Source organism: Geminicoccus harenae (assembly GCF_019800005.1).
Taxonomy (GTDB): Bacteria; Pseudomonadota; Alphaproteobacteria; order Geminicoccales; family Geminicoccaceae; genus Geminicoccus; species Geminicoccus harenae.
The window spans coordinates 1-18,253 of sequence record NZ_JABGCL010000026.1 but is presented as its reverse complement, the minus strand read 5'-3'; the positions used below and the strand labels follow the sequence as shown (position 1 = coordinate 18,253).

Genomic DNA, 18,253 nt, shown 5'->3' with positions numbered 1-18,253 from the left:
CTGAGCGGACGGTCCGAAGCGGCTGCCGCCTCAGCAGCCGCGCAGGCAGTCCAGCAGCTCGTCGTGGATCAGGCCGTTGGTCGCGACCTTCTCGAGGTCGGCATCCAGCACGTCGCGATTGCCCAGCGTCGTCACCCGGCCGCCGGCGGCCCGTACGAGCGGGATGGCGGCCGCGTAGGAGACGATGTCGGACTTGATCGACACGACCCCGTCCAGCTGGCCGGCCGCCACCAGCGTCAGCTCCAGGCCGGCCGAGCAGATGACGCGCACACCGCGCGCGGTATCGCCGAGGCGCCGGACGATCTCCACCGACCGCGCCACCTCCTCCGGGCTGAAGCTCGACGTGAGGACGACCGAGATCACCGCATCAGCGAGCTGGTGTACCGGAGAAACCTGTGCCGGCGCGCCGTTGACGGTGGCGATGCCGCCCTCGGCGTAACGGGCGATGATGCCGGCCGTGGGCGCATGGAGGAGGCCGACCCGGGTCCGCTCGTCCGTTTGGAACGCCATGGTCACCGAGAACCAGGGCAGGCCCGCGGCATAGTTGATCGTGCCGTCCAGCGGGTCGATGATCCAGGTGCCGCTCTGGCCATCGATGGTCCCCATCTCCTCCGACATGATCGTCGCGTCCGGAGAAATCTCGCGCAGCCCGTCCACGACGATGCGCTCCGCGGCCAGATCCGCCGCGGTAACGACGTCGCGCCGCTCCTTGCGGCTGACATCCAGGCTCGACCCCTGCATGGCGACAAGCGTCTCGGCCGCGCGCCGGGCGACCGGCTCCGCCCGCTGCAGGAGCTCGGTGGCGGACAGGCTCATGAATGTGCTCCGGATGGCTCGCCGGCCGGGGGATACTCGCGGGCGGACCCGAACTCGCCGATCGGGACGAGATGGCTGACCATCCCCGTCTCCGGCTGCCAGGCGTGGATCGCGTAGGCCGGCGGCTCCTCGTTGAAGCGGGTGGGTGCACCGGGGTTCAGGTTCAGCGCTACCGGCAGCCCCAGGCCCGGCGTCACGAACCCGACCGTGCCCGCCCAGCGGACCGTGATCGGGCGATGATAATGCCCGGCCACCACCCGCTCGATCTCGGGATGGCGCCGGATCAGCTCGGCCAGGCCCGGGCTGGTCCGGCACATGATCGAATCCATGCCGGTGATGCCGGTCAGGAACGGCGGATGATGCATGAAGATCAGCGTGGGCCGGCCGTCGCCTTCACGCAGGCGCTCCCCCAGCCAGGCCTCGCGCGCAGGGCAGAGCTCGCCCCCGTCCTCGCCGTCGGCCACGGTGTCCAGGCCGATGAGCCGGACCGGGAACTCCTCCACCACATAGTGCAGGAAGTCCCCGGAGTTCCGGAGATAGCCGTACCGCCCGCACAGGCACTCGCGCAGCATCTCGCGGCGGTCGTGGTTGCCGGGCAGGACGAAGACCGGCATGGGCAGGCGGCCGAGATGCTCGGCCACCTGCTCATACTCTTCCGGCAGGCCGTGGTCGGTGAGGTCGCCGGTGACCAGCACGCAGTCCGGCGCCGGATCGGATGCCAGGAGCATGTCGACCGCGCGGCGCAGCCTCGCCGCGGTGTCGAGGCCGCCATAGGACAGCTCGCCTCTCGGCCGGGCATGGAGGTCGGTGAGCTGGGCGATGATCATGCAAAAGGCATCCGTCCGGTCGATACGGTCATGCGTGGCTGGTCTTTGGCGGCGTTCAGTCGATGACTGCCTGGGTCTCGGTGACGAGCTGCTGGAGCGCATCCTCCGGGGTCAGGTTGCCGCGCATGTAGTTGTTGATGATGTCGCGCTGGGCGCGCCACAGCCGCACGGCGTTGCCGCGATGGCCGCCGAACGGCCGGGAGCGGTCCATCTGCTCCGCGATGGTCTTGAAGTTCGGGTTGGCCTCGTAGAACGGGCCCAGATAGTCCGGGCCGAGGGCGCCCTTGTTGGTCGGCATGTAGCCGCTCAGCTCGACCACCAGCGTCTGCGCCTCAGGCCCGGTCGCGAACTTGATGAACTCCCAGGCCGCCTTCTGCTCGGCCTCGTCCTGGCTCAGGATGACGGCGAGGTTGCCGCCGGTCGGCACGCCGCCTTCTTCCTTGTTGTCCAGGGGGAAGGTCGTCGAGCCCAGCGCGAACTTGCCCTCGCTCATGTCGGTCATCTGGCGCATCAGTGCCGGCGAGTCGAAATACATGCCGATCTTGCCGGCCTGGAAGAGCTGGCGGGACTGCTCACGCTCGATGAGCATCATGCCCCCGTCGTCCACCAGCCGCCGGAAGATCTGCAGCGCGCGCATCCCTTCCTCGCCGCCGAACGCGACCTTGTTGTTCTCGTCGACCATGCGGCCGCCCTGCTGCAGGATCATCGCTTCCCACAGCCACGGATCCGGCCAGCCCTGGACGTCGTAGGAGATGCCGGTGACGTCGCCTTCCAGGTCGTTGATGCGCTTGGCCAGGTCCAGCAGCTCGTCCCAGGTGGACGGCATGTTGTCCGGATCGCCGCCGGCCGCCTTCACCAGGTCCCGGTTGTAGTACATGATCGGCGAGGACGCGTTGAACGGCACGCCGTACTGCTTGCCGTTGACCTTGCCGAGGGCGAGCAGCGTCTCCGAATAGTTCTCCGCCCGCCACTCCGCCGGCTCGGCCTCGAACAGCGGGCCCAGGTCGATGATCTGGTCGCGCTTTTCCAGTGTCTCCGCGAGCTCGCGCAGGAGATGGAAGCCGGAATAGTAGATGTCCGGCAGCTGGTTGGTGATCGCCTGGCGCAGCATCAGCTGGTGGCCCTCGTCATAGTCGGGCACCGGGGCGCGGAACTCGATCTTGATGTCCGGGTGCTGCTCCTGGAACTTCTGGGCGATCGGCTCGTGGAAGCGGGCAAACGACGGGAAGGCATAGAGCACTTCCAGCGTGACCTCCGCCCGGGCGGCACCGCCCGGCAGGCCCAGCATTCCGGCGATGACGGCCACCGAGGCCAACGACGTCCAAGATCTCATCGACATGAGGACTCCCCCCTTTGCGCGCACCGCTCATGCGGTGTCATTGTTACAACTCGACGACTCCGCGTCACTTCACGCCGGTCATGGTGATGCCCTGGATGAAGCGGCGCCGCGCGAACAGGAACGCGATCACCAAGGGTGCCGTCAGGATCGTGGCCGCGGCCATGAGCGCGCCGTAATTGGTGCCGCTCTCCGCATTGGCGAAGAACAGCATGCCCAGCGGCGGGGTCGCCAGCTCGATGTCGCTGATCACGATGAGCGGCCAGTACAGGTCATTCCAGTGGGCCACGATCGAGAACACCGAGAAGGCGGCGATCGCCGGCCAGGCGCTGGGCGTCACGATCCGCCAGACGATCTCGAACTCGCTCATCCCGTCCAGCCGCGCGGCATGGATGATGTCATCCGGGAAGCTGCGGAAGAACTGGCGGAACAGGAAGATGGCGAATACCGACAGGAAGAACGGCAGCATCATCGAGAAATAGGTGTTGAGCAGGCCGGTATAGGCGAGACCGATATAGATCGGCAGGGCCGGCACCTGGACCGGGATGCACAGGCCGAGCAGGACCAGGGTCATGAGGAGGTTGCGGCCGGGAAAGCGCAGCTTGGCCAGCGCATAGGCGCACGGGATCGAGGTCAGGAGCTGCACCACCAGGATCCCGCCGCAGACGATCACGCCGTTCAGCGCAAAGCGCAGCAGCGGCGCGTTCTCCAGCGCGAAGCGATAGTTCTCCACGCCATAGAAGCGGTCGGGCAGGATCTGCAGCTGTGCGGTGAACAATTCCTCCGGCGGCTTGATCGAGGTGGCCAGCATCCAGACGAACGGCAGGAGGATGAAGGCGGCACCGACCAGCAGGGCAGCGTGGACCAGGAACAGGGTGACGAAGCGGCGTACTGGAGCGCTCATGGCTGGCCTTTCCCGGCTCCCTGAAGTTGCGATGTCGGGCCCGGCATCTCAGTAATGCACCCGCTTGTCGAGGACGAAGGTCTGGATGACCGCGAAGATCAGGATGAACACCAGGAAGATCAGCGTCAGGACCGACGCGTAGGACGAATTGAAATACTGGAAGCCTTCCAGGTAGATCGCGTAGAGCAGCACCTCGGTCGAACCCATGGGCCCACCCTTGGTCATGGCGACGACCGTGTCGAAGACCTTGAAGGAGGTGATCGAGCTGGTGACGATCACGAACATGGTCGTGGGGCCGAGCAGCGGCCAGGTGACGGTCAGGAACCGGTCGACCGGGCTGCCGCAGCCGTCGATCTCGGCCGCCTCGTACAGGTCCCGCGGGATCGCCGAGAGGCCGGCCAGGAACAGGATCATGTTGAAGCCGACGAGCTGCCAGATGCCGATCACCGCCAGCGTCGGCAGGGCGAAAGCCGGGTCGCTCAGGAACATCACCGGCTCGAAGCCCAGGCGCTGCAGCACGGCGTTGACCGGCCCCAGCCCCGGATGCAGCACGATCTGCCAGACCGCCGCCATCGCCACGATGGTCGTGGTGATCGGCAGGAAATAGACGATCTCGTAGAACGGGCGCGAGCCCAGCCGCCCGTGGATCAGGACGGCCGCGAACAGGCCCAGCACCACCGACCCGGGCAGCACGATCGCTACATAGATCAGGGTGTTGGTGACGGCGCGGCGGAACACCGGGTCGCCCAGCGCCTTGGCGAAATTGTCGAGCCCGACAAAGCCGAAGTCGACGGCCCCCATCTGGTAGTCGGTGAAGCTCAGCAGGGCCAGCACGCCCAACGGCACGATGTTGAGCAGCAGCAGCAGGACGCAGACCGGGAAGACGAAGCCGCAGCCGATCAGCTTCTCGATGAGCACCTGCCGTCGGGACGTCGGCCGCGGTGCGGAGATAGCGACAGCGCTGGCCATCTACCCTGCCCTTCCCACCTGGACGAGCGCCGCTTGCGGCGGCACGGCCCGGCTCTCCGCCCGGGAGACTTCGACCCGGTTCCCCTCGGCGTCGAACACATGGCAGGCGCCGGGATCGAAGCCGAGCTCGGCCGCACCGTCCACGGCCACCGGGGCCTGCGCTCCGGCAAGACGCACGATCACCGTGGCCGACTCGAGGCGGTCCAGGTGGAAGTGCAGGATCTGCTCCGGCCCGAGCAGCTCCCGGCGCCGCAGATGGGCATGGAGGGACACTTCGGCGGCAGGGTCGCCGCCGCCGGTCACCCGGATCGCCTCGGGCCGGATGCCGATGGAGACCGCCGAGCCTGGCGGCAGACGCGTCGAGATCGGCAGCTTTCGGCCCAGCAGCTCGACCGCCCCGTCCGGCCCGACCTGGCCCGGCAGGATGTTGATCGCCGGGCTGCCGATGAACTGGGCGACGCGGATGCTGGCTGGCCGCTCATAGAGTTCCGAAGGCGTGCCGAGCTGCGCCACCTGGCCGCCATCCATCATCGCGATGCGGTCCGACATCGACATCGCCTCGACCTGGTCGTGGGTCACGTAGATGAAGGTGGCGCCGATCCGCTGGTGCAGCTCGGCGAGCTCGGTGCGCATGTGGACGCGGAGCTCCGCGTCGAGATTGGAGAGCGGCTCGTCCATCAGGAAGGCCGCAGGGTCCCGGACCATGGCCCGGCCGAGTGCCACGCGCTGGCGCTGGCCGCCGGAGAGCTGGGCCGGGCGGCGCTGCAGGAGCGGTCCGATCTTCAGCTGGTTGGCGACCGCCTGCACCTCGGCGTCGATCTGCTTCATGACCGAGCGGCGCCGCGGCGACAGCAGGCGCAGGAGCGGGATCCGCTCGTACAGGTGCAGCCGCGCCATGGTCAGCGGCAGCGCCATGTTCCCGTAGGCGGTCATGTGCGGGTAGAGCGCATAGGACTGGAAGACCATGGCGATCCGCCGCTCATGCGGGCGCAGATGGTCGATGGAGGCGCCGTCGATGCGGATGCTGCCACTGGTCTGCTGCTCCAGGCCCGCGATGATCCGGATCAGCGTGGTCTTGCCGCAGCCGGACGGCCCCACCAGGGTCAGGAACTCCCCGTCCTCGATCGACAGGTTCACGTCCTTCAGGACGCGCGTGGCGCCGAACGACTTGGTAATGCCCTGCAACTCGACCTGCGCCATGCAGATGAGACCTCCCCGGTACTGGTTCTTGCAGGATACTGCCGGATCCTGCTGGATCAGGCTGCCTGCCGGGGTGGATAGACCTCATGGATCACGTCGTCGATCCAAAGATCCTGCAGCCCCGGAACCTCGCTCACCGTGACGGAGACCTCCGGCCCCTCCAGGTCGAGGATCACCGCACCCAGCCGGGCATCGCCGGCGAGTTCCGGCTGCAGGGCGGCGCCCACCAGGAAGCCGGAGGCCGGGCACCAGACATGATGCACCCCGGCGACCTCCGCGTGATGCGCCTTGTGCAGATGACCGCTGGCGATCAGCCGGACGTTCGAGCGTCGGGCCAAAGCGAGCAGGTCCCGGCGCGGCTCCGGCTTGACCGACCAGTAGCCCGTGTCCGGTTCGTCGGGGTCGGCGATGAACAAGGGCTGGTGCATGAACCAGGCCACCGGGCGGCCACCCGCCCCTGCCATCGCCTGATCGAGCCAGGCGCGCTGCGCGGCCTCTTCCGGCCCGCCCTCGCCGAACAGCATGCTGTTCAGGCCGATCAGCCGCCAATCCCCGACATCGCGCAGCCAATGGTCCTGGCCGAAATGCCGGCGCCAGCGGGCGAGGCGCAGGCCGTCGACCGGCTGGTGCGGATGGCCGGCCTCGCCGACATCATGGTTGCCGGGCAGGGCCATGACCGGGATGTTCAGCGCATGGAGCATGGCCGCACCATGCTCCATGTCCTCCTCCTGATCGGCACCGTCGACCGTGACGTCGCCGGTATGGACGACCAGTGCCGCGTCCTGCGCCTCGATCCAGCGGCGCAGCGGCGGCCAGTTGGCCGCGAAATGCGGCTTGCCACTGCTCAGATGGCTGTCGGAGATCTGCAGCACCCGGGGCATGATGCGGTGTTCCAGGATTCTGAGGGATGATCGTGCGACGGCAGATGGAGCCAGCCATCAGCGCAGCCGTGGATCGCGCCGCTCCGGCACCACGCCCCACAGCGCCCCGACGTTCGCGCCATCCACCTGTCGCAGTCCGCGGTCTTCCGCCGCGCCGCAACCTAGGAGGAGCCTGGACGTCCTGACAACCTCAATGGTGGCCCGTCCTCGTGTGGAATCTGCCGCCTAGGGGTACGGCCGCACAGGACGCGAGCGTGAGGGCATGGGCACCCAGCCGCCCGGTTACCTAGCGTTCTGCGGTCAGCACCACGGCGATTCGCTGGTCCAGCGCACTGAATTGACCCGGCATCCGCCTGGGCAGGACGGCTGCCGGCCTTGGATCCCTCAGCCATACCGATGCGCAGCGAGTGTCCGCCTCGGCCTGTTGGGCGGTGGCTCGCACCCGGAGGGCACATGCTGGCATGGGGCTCCTCCCGATCGATGCTTGGTCAGGCAAGCGGTTCAGGTGAGGCCCAGGCCGCCATCGACGGCGATCACCTGGCCCGTGATCCAGTCGGACGAGGGATCGGCGAGCCGCACGATCCACGCGGCGATATCGCCCGCCTCGCCCCGCCGTCCCAGCGGAATCCGCTGCCGCTCCTGCTCCCTGACGGCCGCCGCCTGCGTTGTCGGCAGGTTCATCATGCCGGTCAGCGCCTCCGATTCGGTGGGGCCAGGTGCCACTGCGTTCACGCGGATGCCCTGCGGCGCCAGTTCCAGCGCCCAGCAGCGGGTGAGGTGCTCCAGTGCGGCCTTGCTGGCGGCATAGTGCGACAGGTTCACCGCCGGTCGATGGCCGAACGTGCTGGAGATGTTGACGATACTGCCGCGCACTGCCGCCAGATGCGGCAGTGCGGCTGCCGCCAGCAGGCTGGGGCCCAGCACGTTCACGGCGAGGATCCGCGCGATCTCGGCCGCCGCGGCCGCCGCGGCCGCCGCCAGCGGGAGGATGGCACCCGCACCGGCATTGTTGACCAGCACGTCCAGACGACCCCAGCGGTCGATCGCCTCCGACACGGCGCGCCCCGCGTCGTCAGGGTCTGCCGCATCGGCCACCAGCCCGACGATGTCGGAATGCCCGGCTGCGGTCGCTGCCAGTGCTGCGGCGCGCCGCCCGGTGATGACCACCTTCGCGCCTAGCGCAGTGAAGCGCAGGGCGGTCTCCCGGCCAATGCCCGAGCCTCCGCCGGTGATGATGACGACCTTTTCGTTCAGCATGGACATGGCGTGGCCTTGTTGCATTCGACTGTTGTGGGGGGAGAGTGATGTCGCGGTACGGGCGCAAGCGGCCGCGGCCGCGCCGAAGACGTAGGCCGCAAGGGTGTCGTCGCCCGTTGCGCAGGGCCTACAGGTCGGTGACGCGCTGCGGATCGGCGGAGGCCAGGGCGGCGGTGCGCTCTGCGCGCGGCGGGTAGATCCAGACCGTGTTGATCTCGCGCTTCAGCTCCTTCGCGGCCGCGCCGAGCAGTTCCACCTCGCGGTCCCAGCCGCGGGTGAAGATCGCGCCTGCTTCGCCCAGGTCGAGGCAGGTGACATAGGTTTCCTGGTGGTAGGGCTGGCCCGGGACGCCCAGCAGGTCGGCAGCAGCGTTGTGCCCGGCGAAGGCGCCCATGCGCGTGGCGTGCTGGCAGGACATCAGGGCGTGGTTGCCGAGCTCGTCGCATGGCACCTTCGCCGCGTCGCCGGTGGCGAAGACGCCGGCAATGCCGGGTACGCGCAGATTGCGGTCGACGATCAGGCGGCCGAGATCGTCGCGCTCGGCGGGGATCGTGGCGGTGAGGGGTGCGGCGCGCATGCCGGCGGCCCAGATCACGGTGAGGGTGTCGATGCGTCGCCCGTCGCTCAGCACCACGCCGGCCTCGTCCAGCGCGGCCACCCCGACATCGAGCTCGGTCTCGACCTGCAGTTCCCGCAGCGCCTGTTCGATGTGCGGCCGTGCGGCGGCACCCATGTCCGGTGCTATGGCGGCGCCGCGCTGGACGATGACGACGCGGGGCTGGGCATCCCGGCCGAGCACGGCGCGCAGGCGGGCCGGCATCTCGGTCGCCACCTCGATCCCGGTGAAGCCGCCGCCTGCGACCACGACGGTGTCGCGCGCGCCCGAACGCGGCCGCAGGGCGAGACCCTGCAGATGCCGGTCGAGCGCCATGGCGTCCTCGAGGCTGTCGACGCTGAAGCCGAACGCCGCCAGGCCCGGGATGTCCGGGCGGAACAGCCGGCTGCCGGTGGCCAGGACCAGCCGGTCATAGCCGAGCTGTCGCTCCGTGCCGCCGGGGCTGCGGTAGTCGATCAGCCGGGCACCTGGGCGGACCGCATCGGCGGTGCCCGGAACGAAGGTAACCCCGATCGCATCCAGCACCGGCTGCAGCGGCGCGGTCAGGCGCTCCGGGCCTGGTTCGTAGAGCCGCGGGCGGACCACCAGGGTCGGCTCCGGCGCCAGCAGGGCAATCTCCAGCCGGTCCGGCGACACGGCCTGGCTGTCCCGCAGCCGGGCGGCGGACAGTGCCGCATACATGCCGGCAAAGCCGGCGCCGATGATGACCAGTCGCTGCTGCATGATCCCTTCTCCCATCCGGTGACGGCGGCCGCTGTCCGGGCAGCCCGCCTGACCGGGGACGGGAGATGCACGCATGGGCGCAGCGCCGGACATTGTACGGCGGGCGAGCAGGACTGCGCCGATCGGCCAGGGCGGTACGACCTTCGTATGGGGGGTGCATGGGCTCAGGCCATGGCGCAGCTCCGTTCCTGCCGCGCGGAGGCCTCCAGGCAGGCTGAAGGACGGGACCTATACGGCGGTATGGCTCGTCCGCTCCCTCGGCTCAATCGATCGCACCTGCGCCGGAACGTAGCGTCGCCGATGCCGTGAAGGTGCGGAGAAGGAGACGAAGATGAGCCTGCACAACAACCTGCAAATTGCCGGGGGCCTGCAACCCGCCGGGCCGGAGCCGAAGGACCTGGTGCCGTCGCGCTATGCGTTGCGGATCGGAGAGATCGACGTGCTGGTGATCAGCGACGGGGTGCTGCCGCTCCCGACCGCGATGCTGGCGCACAATGCCGACCCGTCCGCCCGGGCGGCCTGGCTGGACGAGATGTTCCTGCCGCCGGACGCGTTCGACTGGCCATTGAACGTGGTCCTGGTGCGCAGCGGCGGCCGGACCATCCTCATCGATGCAGGACTGGGGCTCGACCCGGACCTGCACTTGCCGCGGGCCGGGCAGTTGATCCAGCGACTGGCATCCGCCGGCATCGACCTCGCGTCCGTGACCGACGTGGTGCTCACCCACATGCACATGGACCATATCGGCGGGCTGCTCGTCGACGGGGTGAAGGACCGGCTGCGCCCGGACCTGCGCATTCACGTGGCGGCCGCTGAGATCCGCTTCTGGGAAGCGCCGGACTTCTCCCACACCTCCATGCCGCCGGGCTTCCCGGACGCACTCCGGGCGGCTGCCAGCCGGTTCAGGCAGGAGTACCGCAACCATCTGCGGCCGTTCGAGGACGAGTGCGAGGTGGCGCCGGGGGTTATCGCCCGTCGCACCGGCGGCCACACGCCCGGGCACAGCGTGGTCCGCCTGGAGTCCGGCGGCGAGCGGCTGACCTTTGCCGGCGACGCCATCTTCGCGGTCGGGTTCGACCAGCCCGACTGGCACAATGGCTTCGAGCACGACCCCGAGGAGGCGGCCCGCGTCCGGGTCCGTCTCCTGCGGGAGCTGGCCGAGACCGGCGAGATGCTGGTGGCCACCCACCTGCCGTTCCCGTCGATCGGCCGGGTCGCGAAAGCCGGCGACGCCTTCCGCTTCGTGCCGGCCTTCTGGGACTACTGACCGCCTGCCGGGCCAGGGCCGAACCGATGGCCGCATCGTCTTGAACCGAGCGGATCGCCGGGGGTGGAGAGGCAGACATGGACGTATATGAGGCCGTCACCAGCCGACGGGCTGTGCGCGGATTCACGGACGAGCCTGTGTCGAGGGAGGTGCTGGAGCGCGTGCTGTCCGCCGCGGCCTGGTCGCCGTCCGGATCGAACATCCAGCCGTGGAACATCTACGTGCTGACCGGCGCGCCGCTGGCCGAGCTCAAGACGCGCGCCATCGAGCGCGTGGCCCATGGCGATCCCTGGGACGAGCGGCAGTACGAGATGTACCCGCGCGTGCTGAAGTCCCCGTACCGGGAGCGGCGATCCGCCTTCGGCAAGGAGCGCTACAGCGCGCTCGGCATTGCGCGCGAGGACTGGGAGGCGCGCCAGCGGGCGGCCATCGCCAACTGGAACTGTTTCGGCGCGCCCGCAGCCCTGTTCTGCTACCTCGACCGTGACCTGGGGCGGCCCCAATGGGCCGACGTCGGCATGTATCTGCAGACGGTCATGCTGCTGCTCCGCGCCGAAGGTCTGCACAGTTGCCCGCAGATGGCATGGTCGCAGGTTCGCGCGACGGTCGCGGAGGTTCTGTCACCCTCGGACGGGCTCATCTTCTTCTGCGGCATGTCGATCGGGTACGAGGACCCCATGGTGAACAGCCCTCGCACGGGCCGCGCTCCGCTCGACGAGATGGTCACGTTCGTCGACGGCTAGATGCACGGCCCGGAGGTGACCTGGACGGGATCGGCCGGAACCGTACTGCGGAGGCAGCAAGCCTCTGCAGTACGGGCCACCCGGCTCCCGGAATGGCACGGACACCACCCGCTTCGAGAGAAGTAGCATGCACAAGATCCCATCGGATCAGCTGGTGCAGGCTGATCCGTCGTCCCGGTCCACCATGTCCGAGCCACGGCCGGCCGAAGGTCCGGCTCCGGGCAGGTGCGATCCCGGATGCTGCGCCCGGACTTGCCGAGCCCGTGAGGCTCGATCCGGCACTGCTCCGGGCAGCCTATCGGTTTCCATAGGGTGCCCGCGACTCGCTGCTCCCCTATCCTGTGGCCTGGCACGGTGCCCAGCCCGGCATCGGTGCTAGTCTGGCGGAGGTCACAGCCCCCATGGGTGCGACCTCCACAGGAGGGCGTAGCGTATGCTGTCCGTCGCAACCGACGCGATCAACGACCAGCCGGCGCGGGCGGCCAGGCTGGTGGAGGAGGTGGTCGGCAATGCCTGGGCGACGGACGCCGCCGGCCGGTTCCTCTACGCCACCCCGGGCGTGCTGGGCCTGCCGGCTGCCGGGTGGGAGGTGCCGGATACGAACCCCGAGGACCCGGCACTCGGCTGGAAGCCGCTGCTGCACCCGGAAGACTACGAGGCGGCGGCCATGTCCTGGCGGCAGAGCCTGCAGACCGGGCATGCCTATGACGTGACCCATCGCCTGCGCGCCGCGGACGGAACCTATCGGTGGCGACGTTGCTCGGGCCGGCCGGTGCGCGACGCCGAGGCCCGCATCGTCGGCTGGTACGGGGCGGTCCTGGAGCGGGAGGCGCTGCACGACCGCGAGCGGGAGCTCGCGCAACTGGTCGACATGGCGCCGAGCCATGTGTGGCGCCTGACGCCCGACGGCGAGCCGGCATTCTTCAACCGGCGCATGTCCGACTATCTCGGGCCGGAGATCACGAGCGGGCCGCCCGTCGGGCTGGAAGCCCTGCTCGCCGCCGTCCACCCCGAAGACGCGCCCGCGTTCCGTACGACGCTCCGGCGCAGCCTGGCGACCGGCGAGCCGTTCGCGCTGCGCTACCGGCTGCGCCGGTTCGACGGCGCGTACCGGTGGATGTCGAGCCGGGCCGAGCCGCTGAGGGACCATGCGGAGCGCATCCTGCAGTGGTACGGGGTCTGCCACGACATCGACGACCAGGTCCGGGCGGAGGAGGCGCTCCGGCTCCGCGAGCAGGAGCTCGAGCGGCTGGTCGACGCGGTGCCCGCGATGATCTGGTGCCTCTCGCCCGATGGCCAGCCCTCCTATTACAGCGAGCAACTGGTCCGCTGGCTGGGCATGAGCGTCGAGGATCTCGACCATCCCAGGACGACCCGCCTCGCCCGGGCGGCCGCCTTGCTCGTGCATCCGGCGGATAGCCGGGACGTTCACGCGGAGCTGGCGCGCTGCGTGCGCACGGGCGACCCGTTCCTGTGCAAATGCCGTGTCCGCCGCCATGATGGCGTGTTCCGCTGGATGGAGGGGCGCGCCCAGGCCCTGCGCGATGCCGAAGGCAACATCGTGCAGTGGTACGGCGTGCTCATCGACATCGAGGAGCTCATGCGCGCCCAGGACGAGCTTCGCGGCCGGGAGCGGGAACTCTCGCAGCTCGTCGACATGGTTCCGAGCCAGATCTGGCGGCTGAACCCGGACGGGGAGCCGATCTTCTTCAACAAGCGGATGGTCGATTTCCTCGACATGCAGGTCGCCGGCACGGGCCGGCTGCAGGCCGTGATCGACTCCATCCATCCGGACGACGCGGCGCGGTTCGAGGCGGCCCTGCACCAGAGCCTCGCCACGGGCGAAGCCTTCGCCATGCAGTATCGGCTGCGCCGAGCCGATGGCGACTACCGGTGGATGTCGGGCCGCGCCGAGCCGTTGCGGGACGAGCGCGGGCGCATCGTCCAGTGGTTCGGCCTCAGCCACGACATCGACGACCAGATGCGCCTCTACGCCGACATCGCGGAGCGCGAAGCCAGGATCCGGCGACTGGTCGATTCGGACATCATCGGGATCGTCATCTGGGACCTGGACGGCAGGCTCATCGACGCCAACGACGCATTCCTCCGCATGATCCAGCACGACCGGGCGGACGTGACGGCCGGGATCCGCTGGTTCGACATCACGCCCCCGGAATGGCAGGAAGTGCATGCCCGTGAGGAGGCCCAGGAGCTTGCGGCGACCGGCAAGATGCAGGCCCGCGAGAAGGAGTATTTCAGGAAGGACGGCAGCCGGGTGCCGGTATTGATCGGCGCTGCCTGCTTCGATGGCCAGTCCCGGCAGGGCGTCGCCTACATTCTCGATCTGACCGAACGCAAGCGGGTGGAAGCGGCCGTGCGCGACCGGGAACGCGAGCTGTCGCAGCTCGTGGACATGGTCCCGAGCTATCTGTGGCGGATCACCGCCGATGGCATGCCGGTGTTCTTCAACAAGCGGCTCGTCGACTATCTGGGACTGGACGTCTCGGGCGCGGACCGGCCGGGCAAGAGCCGGCTGGCCGCCATCACCGAGGCCATCATCCACCCGGATGACAGTGCCACCGTTGCGGCAGCGTTCGAGCGCTCCTTGGCCAGCGGCGAGCGCTTCTCCATGAACTGGCGCATGCGTCGGGCCGATGGCGTGTATCGCTGGATGGCAGCCAGTGCCGAAGCGATGCGGGATCAGGCTGGCCGCATCACGCAATGGTACGGCCTCTGCCACGACATCGACGATCAGGTGCTGGCCGAGCAGACGCTGCGGCAGAGCAAGCAGCAACTGGAGCAGATGATCGACGCGATGCCCATCAACATCCTGAGCTTCGATCCTTCCCGCAGGCTGACCTATGCCAGCAGGCGATACCTCGACACCGTCGGGCCGCCGGGACCCATCCGAGATTTCGAGACCCTGGCGCGGGATGTCGCTCACCCGGACGATCTGCCGGTCATGTTTCGCCGGGCGCTGGATGGTTTTCGGACCGGCCTGCCGTTCGTGAACCGGTTCCGCCGGCGCTGCAGCGATGGCGTCTACCGCTGGATCGAGGCGCGCGCGCAGGCCCTGCGCGATGCGGATGGCCAGATCGTGCAATGGTACATCGCCTCGATCGACATCGAGGAGGAGATGCAGGCGCAGGAGGCCCTGCGCGAGCGGGAGCGGTTCCTCTGGCAGCTCGTGGAAACCCTGCCGGCCATGATCGACTGCACGGCGCCGGATGGCGAGCCGGTCTACCGGAGCCAGCAGCTCCGCGCGTTCCTGGGCTATGAGCCCGAGGAGCTGACCGGGACGGACGGGCCGCGCCTGATGCAGACGCTGGACGCAGGCGTCCATCCCGACGATCTCGCTGCGGTGAGGAAGGACTACGCACGCTGCCTGCAGACGGGCGAGGCTTACGCCCGCCGTCACCGCCTGCGGCGCCATGACGGCGCCTATCGCTGGGTCGAGACGCGCGCCGCGCCCATGCGCAACGCCGACGGGGCCATCGTCCAGTGGAACGTGATCTGCCTCGACATCGACGCCGAGGTCCGCGCGCAGGAGGACCTCCGGCTGGCGCAGGAGCGCCTGGCACGTGCGGGCCAGGCGGCGAGCCTGGCCGAGCTTTCCGCCTCCATCGCTCATGAGGTGAACCAGCCTCTGGCGGCGGTGGTCTGGAACTCCCAGGCCTGCCAGCGCTGGCTGGCCGCCACGCCGCCCAACCTGGACCGGGCCCGGACCACGGTCGAGCGGATCATCCGCGACGCGAACGCCGCCGCCGACGTGGTCAGCCGGATCCGTGCCCTGTTCCGGCAGGCGGCGGCACCCCGGCATCGCGGGTCGATCGGGGACCTCGTCGCCGATGTCGGGCGGCTGCTCGGCGACCGGACGGCACAAACCCGGGTCGGCGTCACGACCGACGTCGCCGCCGACCTGCCGGCGGTCCCGTTCGACGTGGTCCAACTCCAGCAGGTGCTGGTCAATCTCATGCGCAATGCGATCGAGGCGATGGAAGGCCAGGCACCGGAGCCGCGCCTGGGCATCCGCGCCGTGCGCGACGGCGCGGCGGTACGGGTCGAGGTGAGCGACAACGGGCCGGGCGTCCCGCATCCGGAGAAGGTCTTCGATGCCTTCTTCACGACGCGGCCGACCGGCATGGGGATGGGCCTGGCGATCTGCCGCTCGATCGTCGAGTCCCATGGCGGGCGCCTGTGGGTCGAGGGCAACGAGCTGGGCGGCGCCACCTTCGCCTTCACCCTGCCGATGGAGGCACCCGAACCCCCATGACGGCAGAGGCACCTATCGTGCTGATCGTGGAGGACGACGCGCGCGCGCGCGAGGCGCTGGGCGAGCTGCTGGTGGCCCATGGCATGCGCGTGGCGGTCTATGTCTCGGCGGAGGAGTATGCGCGCGCGGCCACGCCCACCGTGCCGGCCTGCCTGCTCCTCGACGTCGAGCTGCCGGGCATCAACGGACTCGACCTGCAGGCGGAGCTGACCGGCGCCGATCATCCGCCGATCGTGTTCCTCACCGGCCATGGCGACATCCCGTCCTCGGTGCGCGCGATCCGGCACGGGGCGGTGGATTTCCTGACCAAGCCCTGCAGCGACACAGCGCTGATGGCGGCCATCGAGGCCGCCCTGGCCCAGGACCGGCGCATCCGCGCCGAGCGCGCGGAGCTGGAACGTCTCCGGGCGCGATACGCCATGCTGACGCCCCGGGAGCGCCAGGTCCTGCCGCTCATCGTGAGCGGCCTCTTGAACAAGCAGGCCGCCGCCGAACTGAAGCTCAGCGAGGTGACGCTCCAGGTGCACAAGCGCAACGTGCTGCGGAAGATGGGGGCCGACTCGCTCGCCGATCTCGTGCGGATCGCCCTGTGGCTGCGGATCCCCGTCACCCATTCGCGTCGCGGAAAGAGGGAAGCGTGAGCAGCCCCAGGCGTACGGTCGCGGTCGTGGACGATGACAGCCGGCTGCTGGAATCGCTGGAGAACCTGCTGGAGTCGGCAGGCTACGCGGTCCGCACCTATGCCTCGCCCAAGGCCTTCCTGGCGGCGGGACTGGCCGATCTCGACTGCCTGATCACGGATATCGGCATGCCCGAGATGGGCGGCTTCCAGCTTCGCGACGCGGTCGCCCGGGCGCGCCCGGACCTGCCCGTCCTCATGGTGACCGGCCGCCACGAGATCGCGGATCAGCCGGGCAGGGCCGCCCTGGCGGCGGCAGCATTGTTCCGCAAGCCCATCGATGGCCAGCTCCTGCTGGCGGCCGTGGAGAAGAGCCTGGCTCAATGAGCCCGGGAGAGGAGACATGGTGCAGCAATCGTCCAGGCAGACCCTGGCGTCGGCAGAGCCCGCCGGGATGGAGCCCGTCGTCCTGGTGGTGGATGACGACCGCGCGGTCCGCGAAGCCTTGAGTGAGCTCATCCGCTCGGTCGGGCTGCACCCGGTCTGCTTTGCCGCCACGCAGGCATTGCTGGCATCGGGGCAACTGGATCGGCCGGGCTGCCTCGTCCTCGACGTGCGCATGCCCGGTGCCAGCGGCCTGGATCTCCAGCGGCACCTGGCAGAGCGCGGGCAGCGCAAGCCGATCGTCTTCCTGACCGGGCACGGCGACATCCCGATGACGGTGCAGGCCATGCAGGCGGGGGCCGTGGATTTCCTGACCAAGCCGGTCCGGGACCAAGCCCTGCTCGATGCCATCGCCCGCGCGCTCGAGCAGGACCGGGCCGACCGTGCGGCGCTGCGGCGGGCGGATCAGCTTGCCCGGCAGTTCGAGGCCCTGACGCTGCGCGAGCGGCAGGTCTTCCGGGAAGTGGCCAGGGGTCGGCTGAACAAGCAGATCGCCTTCGACCTCGGCATCGCGGAGGTCACGGTGAAGGTCCATCGGGGCAACGTGATGCGCAAGCTGCAGGCCAGGTCGATCGTGGATCTCATCCGCATCTGGCAAGGGCTGCCCCTGGAGCAGCGCCACGAGGGCAGGCCGGAGCGGGCCGGGTCGCCGGTTCCACCCGAGCGCCAGGCTGCCTGCGCAGGGTGAGTGCAAGCGGCGGCACCGCCGTCAGCTCGTCGGGCCGTCCTGCCCCATCACCTGCAGGATCCCTCGGACCAGGCGGCGCGCGCCGACGGGCTTGCCGATATTGACCGCCCCGGCCAGGACGGCGTTACCCTGGAGCCGCGACGGCTGGTAGGCGCTCACCAGCACGAACGGGATGTCGTGCCGCGCCAGGGCTTCCGCCACCGGCGTCACCATCACGCCGTGGAGGTTGACGTCGAGCACGGCCACGTCCGGAAGCCGGGTGCCCAGCAGGTCGAGCGCTTCCTCGACGCTGGTCACCGGCCCCAGCACCCGCCAGCCCTGCGCCAGGATGATGGCCTCCAGCTCCATGGCGAGCAGGAACTCGTCCTCGACCACCAGCACCAGAGGCGTGGGTGATGGCGCATGTGAACCCGCCCCGTCGGGCACCGGTCCTCCTGATGCTCAGCGCATCGGCAGGTTGATCTCCGCCTGCAAACCGTTGGTTGCGAAGGTGAGTTCCGTCCGTGCAGATCGCGTGCCGCTGCGTCGATCAGCCGGGTGCCGAAGCTGCGGGCGACCGGCTGCTGGACCGTCGGCCCGCCTTCCTCCCGCCAGCGCAGCGCCAGGTGCTGGTCGCCCACCGCACCGCCGAGCGTCCAGCCAATCCGCACCCGGCCGCCCGGCACGGACAGGGCGCCATGCTTGACCGCG

Annotated in this window: 17 protein-coding genes; 7 read left to right on the top strand and 10 right to left on the bottom strand. The window is 69.3% G+C overall.

The window, feature by feature from the left end:
- Positions 1-30: 30 nt before the first annotated feature.
- The 9 genes from HLA95_RS20525 to HLA95_RS20485 form a co-directional block, all read right to left on the bottom strand.
- Positions 31-816, bottom strand: a complete 786-nt coding sequence (locus HLA95_RS20525; protein ID WP_191058166.1) for an inositol monophosphatase family protein — start codon at positions 814-816, stop codon at positions 31-33.
- Complete coding sequence (locus HLA95_RS20520) at positions 813-1,643, bottom strand: phosphodiesterase (RefSeq protein WP_191058165.1); 831 nt, start codon at positions 1,641-1,643, stop codon at positions 813-815. The genes HLA95_RS20525 and HLA95_RS20520 overlap by 4 nt, the downstream gene beginning before the upstream one ends.
- Before the next feature lie 55 nt (positions 1,644-1,698).
- Positions 1,699-2,976, bottom strand: coding sequence for an ABC transporter substrate-binding protein (locus tag HLA95_RS20515; protein WP_191058174.1), 1,278 nt, complete (start codon positions 2,974-2,976; stop codon positions 1,699-1,701).
- A 70-nt stretch (positions 2,977-3,046) separates the two neighbouring features.
- Positions 3,047-3,883: a carbohydrate ABC transporter permease gene (locus HLA95_RS20510; RefSeq protein ID WP_191058164.1), complete on the bottom strand. Its 837-nt coding sequence runs from the start codon at positions 3,881-3,883 to the stop codon at positions 3,047-3,049.
- 48 nt (positions 3,884-3,931) lie between these two features.
- Positions 3,932-4,852 (bottom strand): carbohydrate ABC transporter permease, encoded by a 921-nt coding sequence (locus HLA95_RS20505; RefSeq protein ID WP_191058163.1) that lies wholly within the window; start codon positions 4,850-4,852, stop codon positions 3,932-3,934.
- Positions 4,853-6,052 (bottom strand): ABC transporter ATP-binding protein, encoded by a 1,200-nt coding sequence (locus HLA95_RS20500; protein ID WP_191058162.1) that lies wholly within the window; start codon positions 6,050-6,052, stop codon positions 4,853-4,855. It abuts the gene before it with no gap.
- Between the two features lie 56 nt (positions 6,053-6,108).
- On the bottom strand, positions 6,109-6,933 hold the full coding sequence (locus HLA95_RS20495; RefSeq protein WP_191058161.1) for a metallophosphoesterase family protein: 825 nt from the start codon (positions 6,931-6,933) through the stop codon (positions 6,109-6,111).
- Positions 6,934-7,434: 501 nt separating this feature from the next.
- Positions 7,435-8,196 (bottom strand): SDR family NAD(P)-dependent oxidoreductase, encoded by a 762-nt coding sequence (locus HLA95_RS20490; RefSeq protein WP_191058160.1) that lies wholly within the window; start codon positions 8,194-8,196, stop codon positions 7,435-7,437.
- A gap of 121 nt (positions 8,197-8,317) precedes the next feature.
- Entirely contained in the window at positions 8,318-9,529 is a 1,212-nt protein-coding gene (locus tag HLA95_RS20485) for an NAD(P)/FAD-dependent oxidoreductase (protein ID WP_222184349.1), read from the bottom strand.
- A 331-nt stretch (positions 9,530-9,860) separates the two neighbouring features.
- Here HLA95_RS20485 and HLA95_RS20480 point away from each other — a divergent pair, with 331 nt between their 5' ends.
- From HLA95_RS20480 to HLA95_RS20455, 6 genes are all read left to right on the top strand, one after another.
- Positions 9,861-10,796, top strand: coding sequence for an MBL fold metallo-hydrolase (locus HLA95_RS20480; RefSeq protein WP_191059307.1), 936 nt, complete (start codon positions 9,861-9,863; stop codon positions 10,794-10,796).
- Positions 10,797-10,873: 77 nt separating this feature from the next.
- On the top strand, positions 10,874-11,539 hold the full coding sequence (locus HLA95_RS20475; protein ID WP_191059308.1) for a nitroreductase: 666 nt from the start codon (positions 10,874-10,876) through the stop codon (positions 11,537-11,539).
- 433 nt (positions 11,540-11,972) lie between these two features.
- Positions 11,973-15,812 (top strand): PAS domain-containing protein, encoded by a 3,840-nt coding sequence (locus HLA95_RS20470; protein ID WP_191059309.1) that lies wholly within the window; start codon positions 11,973-11,975, stop codon positions 15,810-15,812.
- On the top strand, positions 15,809-16,453 hold the full coding sequence (locus tag HLA95_RS20465; RefSeq protein ID WP_191059310.1) for a response regulator transcription factor: 645 nt from the start codon (positions 15,809-15,811) through the stop codon (positions 16,451-16,453). The genes HLA95_RS20470 and HLA95_RS20465 overlap by 4 nt, the downstream gene beginning before the upstream one ends.
- Positions 16,450-16,818 carry a response regulator gene (locus tag HLA95_RS20460; protein ID WP_191059311.1) on the top strand — a complete coding sequence of 123 codons (369 nt, stop codon included), beginning with the start codon at positions 16,450-16,452 and terminating at the stop codon, positions 16,816-16,818. The genes HLA95_RS20465 and HLA95_RS20460 overlap by 4 nt, the downstream gene beginning before the upstream one ends.
- A 16-nt stretch (positions 16,819-16,834) precedes the next feature.
- Positions 16,835-17,563, top strand: coding sequence for a response regulator transcription factor (locus HLA95_RS20455; protein WP_191059312.1), 729 nt, complete (start codon positions 16,835-16,837; stop codon positions 17,561-17,563).
- A gap of 21 nt (positions 17,564-17,584) precedes the next feature.
- Here HLA95_RS20455 and HLA95_RS20450 read toward each other — a convergent pair whose 3' ends face one another.
- Positions 17,585-17,989, bottom strand: a complete 405-nt coding sequence (locus HLA95_RS20450) for a response regulator (protein ID WP_222184347.1) — start codon at positions 17,987-17,989, stop codon at positions 17,585-17,587.
- Positions 17,990-18,066: 77 nt separating this feature from the next.
- Between HLA95_RS20450 and HLA95_RS20445 the strand changes: the two genes are divergently transcribed.
- A partial coding sequence (locus HLA95_RS20445; RefSeq protein ID WP_222184346.1) for a hypothetical protein occupies positions 18,067-18,253 on the top strand: 187 nt, incomplete at its 3' end.

Bases quoted from the DNA above. Each gene is read 5' to 3' on its own strand.
- HLA95_RS20490 (WP_191058160.1), bottom strand. From the start codon at position 8,196: ATGTCCATGCTGAACGAAAAGGTCGTCATCATCACCGGCGGAGGCTCG.
- HLA95_RS20515 (WP_191058174.1), bottom strand. From the start codon at position 2,976: ATGAGATCTTGGACGTCGTTGGCCTCGGTGGCCGTCATCGCCGGAATG.
- HLA95_RS20475 (WP_191059308.1), top strand. From the start codon at position 10,874: ATGGACGTATATGAGGCCGTCACCAGCCGACGGGCTGTGCGCGGATTC.
- HLA95_RS20465 (WP_191059310.1), top strand. From the start codon at position 15,809: ATGACGGCAGAGGCACCTATCGTGCTGATCGTGGAGGACGACGCGCGC.
- HLA95_RS20485 (WP_222184349.1), bottom strand. From the start codon at position 9,529: ATGCAGCAGCGACTGGTCATCATCGGCGCCGGCTTTGCCGGCATGTAT.
- HLA95_RS20500 (WP_191058162.1), bottom strand. From the start codon at position 6,052: ATGGCGCAGGTCGAGTTGCAGGGCATTACCAAGTCGTTCGGCGCCACG.
- HLA95_RS20520 (WP_191058165.1), bottom strand. From the start codon at position 1,643: ATGATCATCGCCCAGCTCACCGACCTCCATGCCCGGCCGAGAGGCGAG.
- HLA95_RS20510 (WP_191058164.1), bottom strand. From the start codon at position 3,883: ATGAGCGCTCCAGTACGCCGCTTCGTCACCCTGTTCCTGGTCCACGCT.
- HLA95_RS20480 (WP_191059307.1), top strand. From the start codon at position 9,861: ATGAGCCTGCACAACAACCTGCAAATTGCCGGGGGCCTGCAACCCGCC.
- HLA95_RS20505 (WP_191058163.1), bottom strand. From the start codon at position 4,852: ATGGCCAGCGCTGTCGCTATCTCCGCACCGCGGCCGACGTCCCGACGG.
- HLA95_RS20495 (WP_191058161.1), bottom strand. From the start codon at position 6,933: ATGCCCCGGGTGCTGCAGATCTCCGACAGCCATCTGAGCAGTGGCAAG.
- HLA95_RS20455 (WP_191059312.1), top strand. From the start codon at position 16,835: ATGGTGCAGCAATCGTCCAGGCAGACCCTGGCGTCGGCAGAGCCCGCC.
- HLA95_RS20470 (WP_191059309.1), top strand. From the start codon at position 11,973: ATGCTGTCCGTCGCAACCGACGCGATCAACGACCAGCCGGCGCGGGCG.
- HLA95_RS20525 (WP_191058166.1), bottom strand. From the start codon at position 816: ATGAGCCTGTCCGCCACCGAGCTCCTGCAGCGGGCGGAGCCGGTCGCC.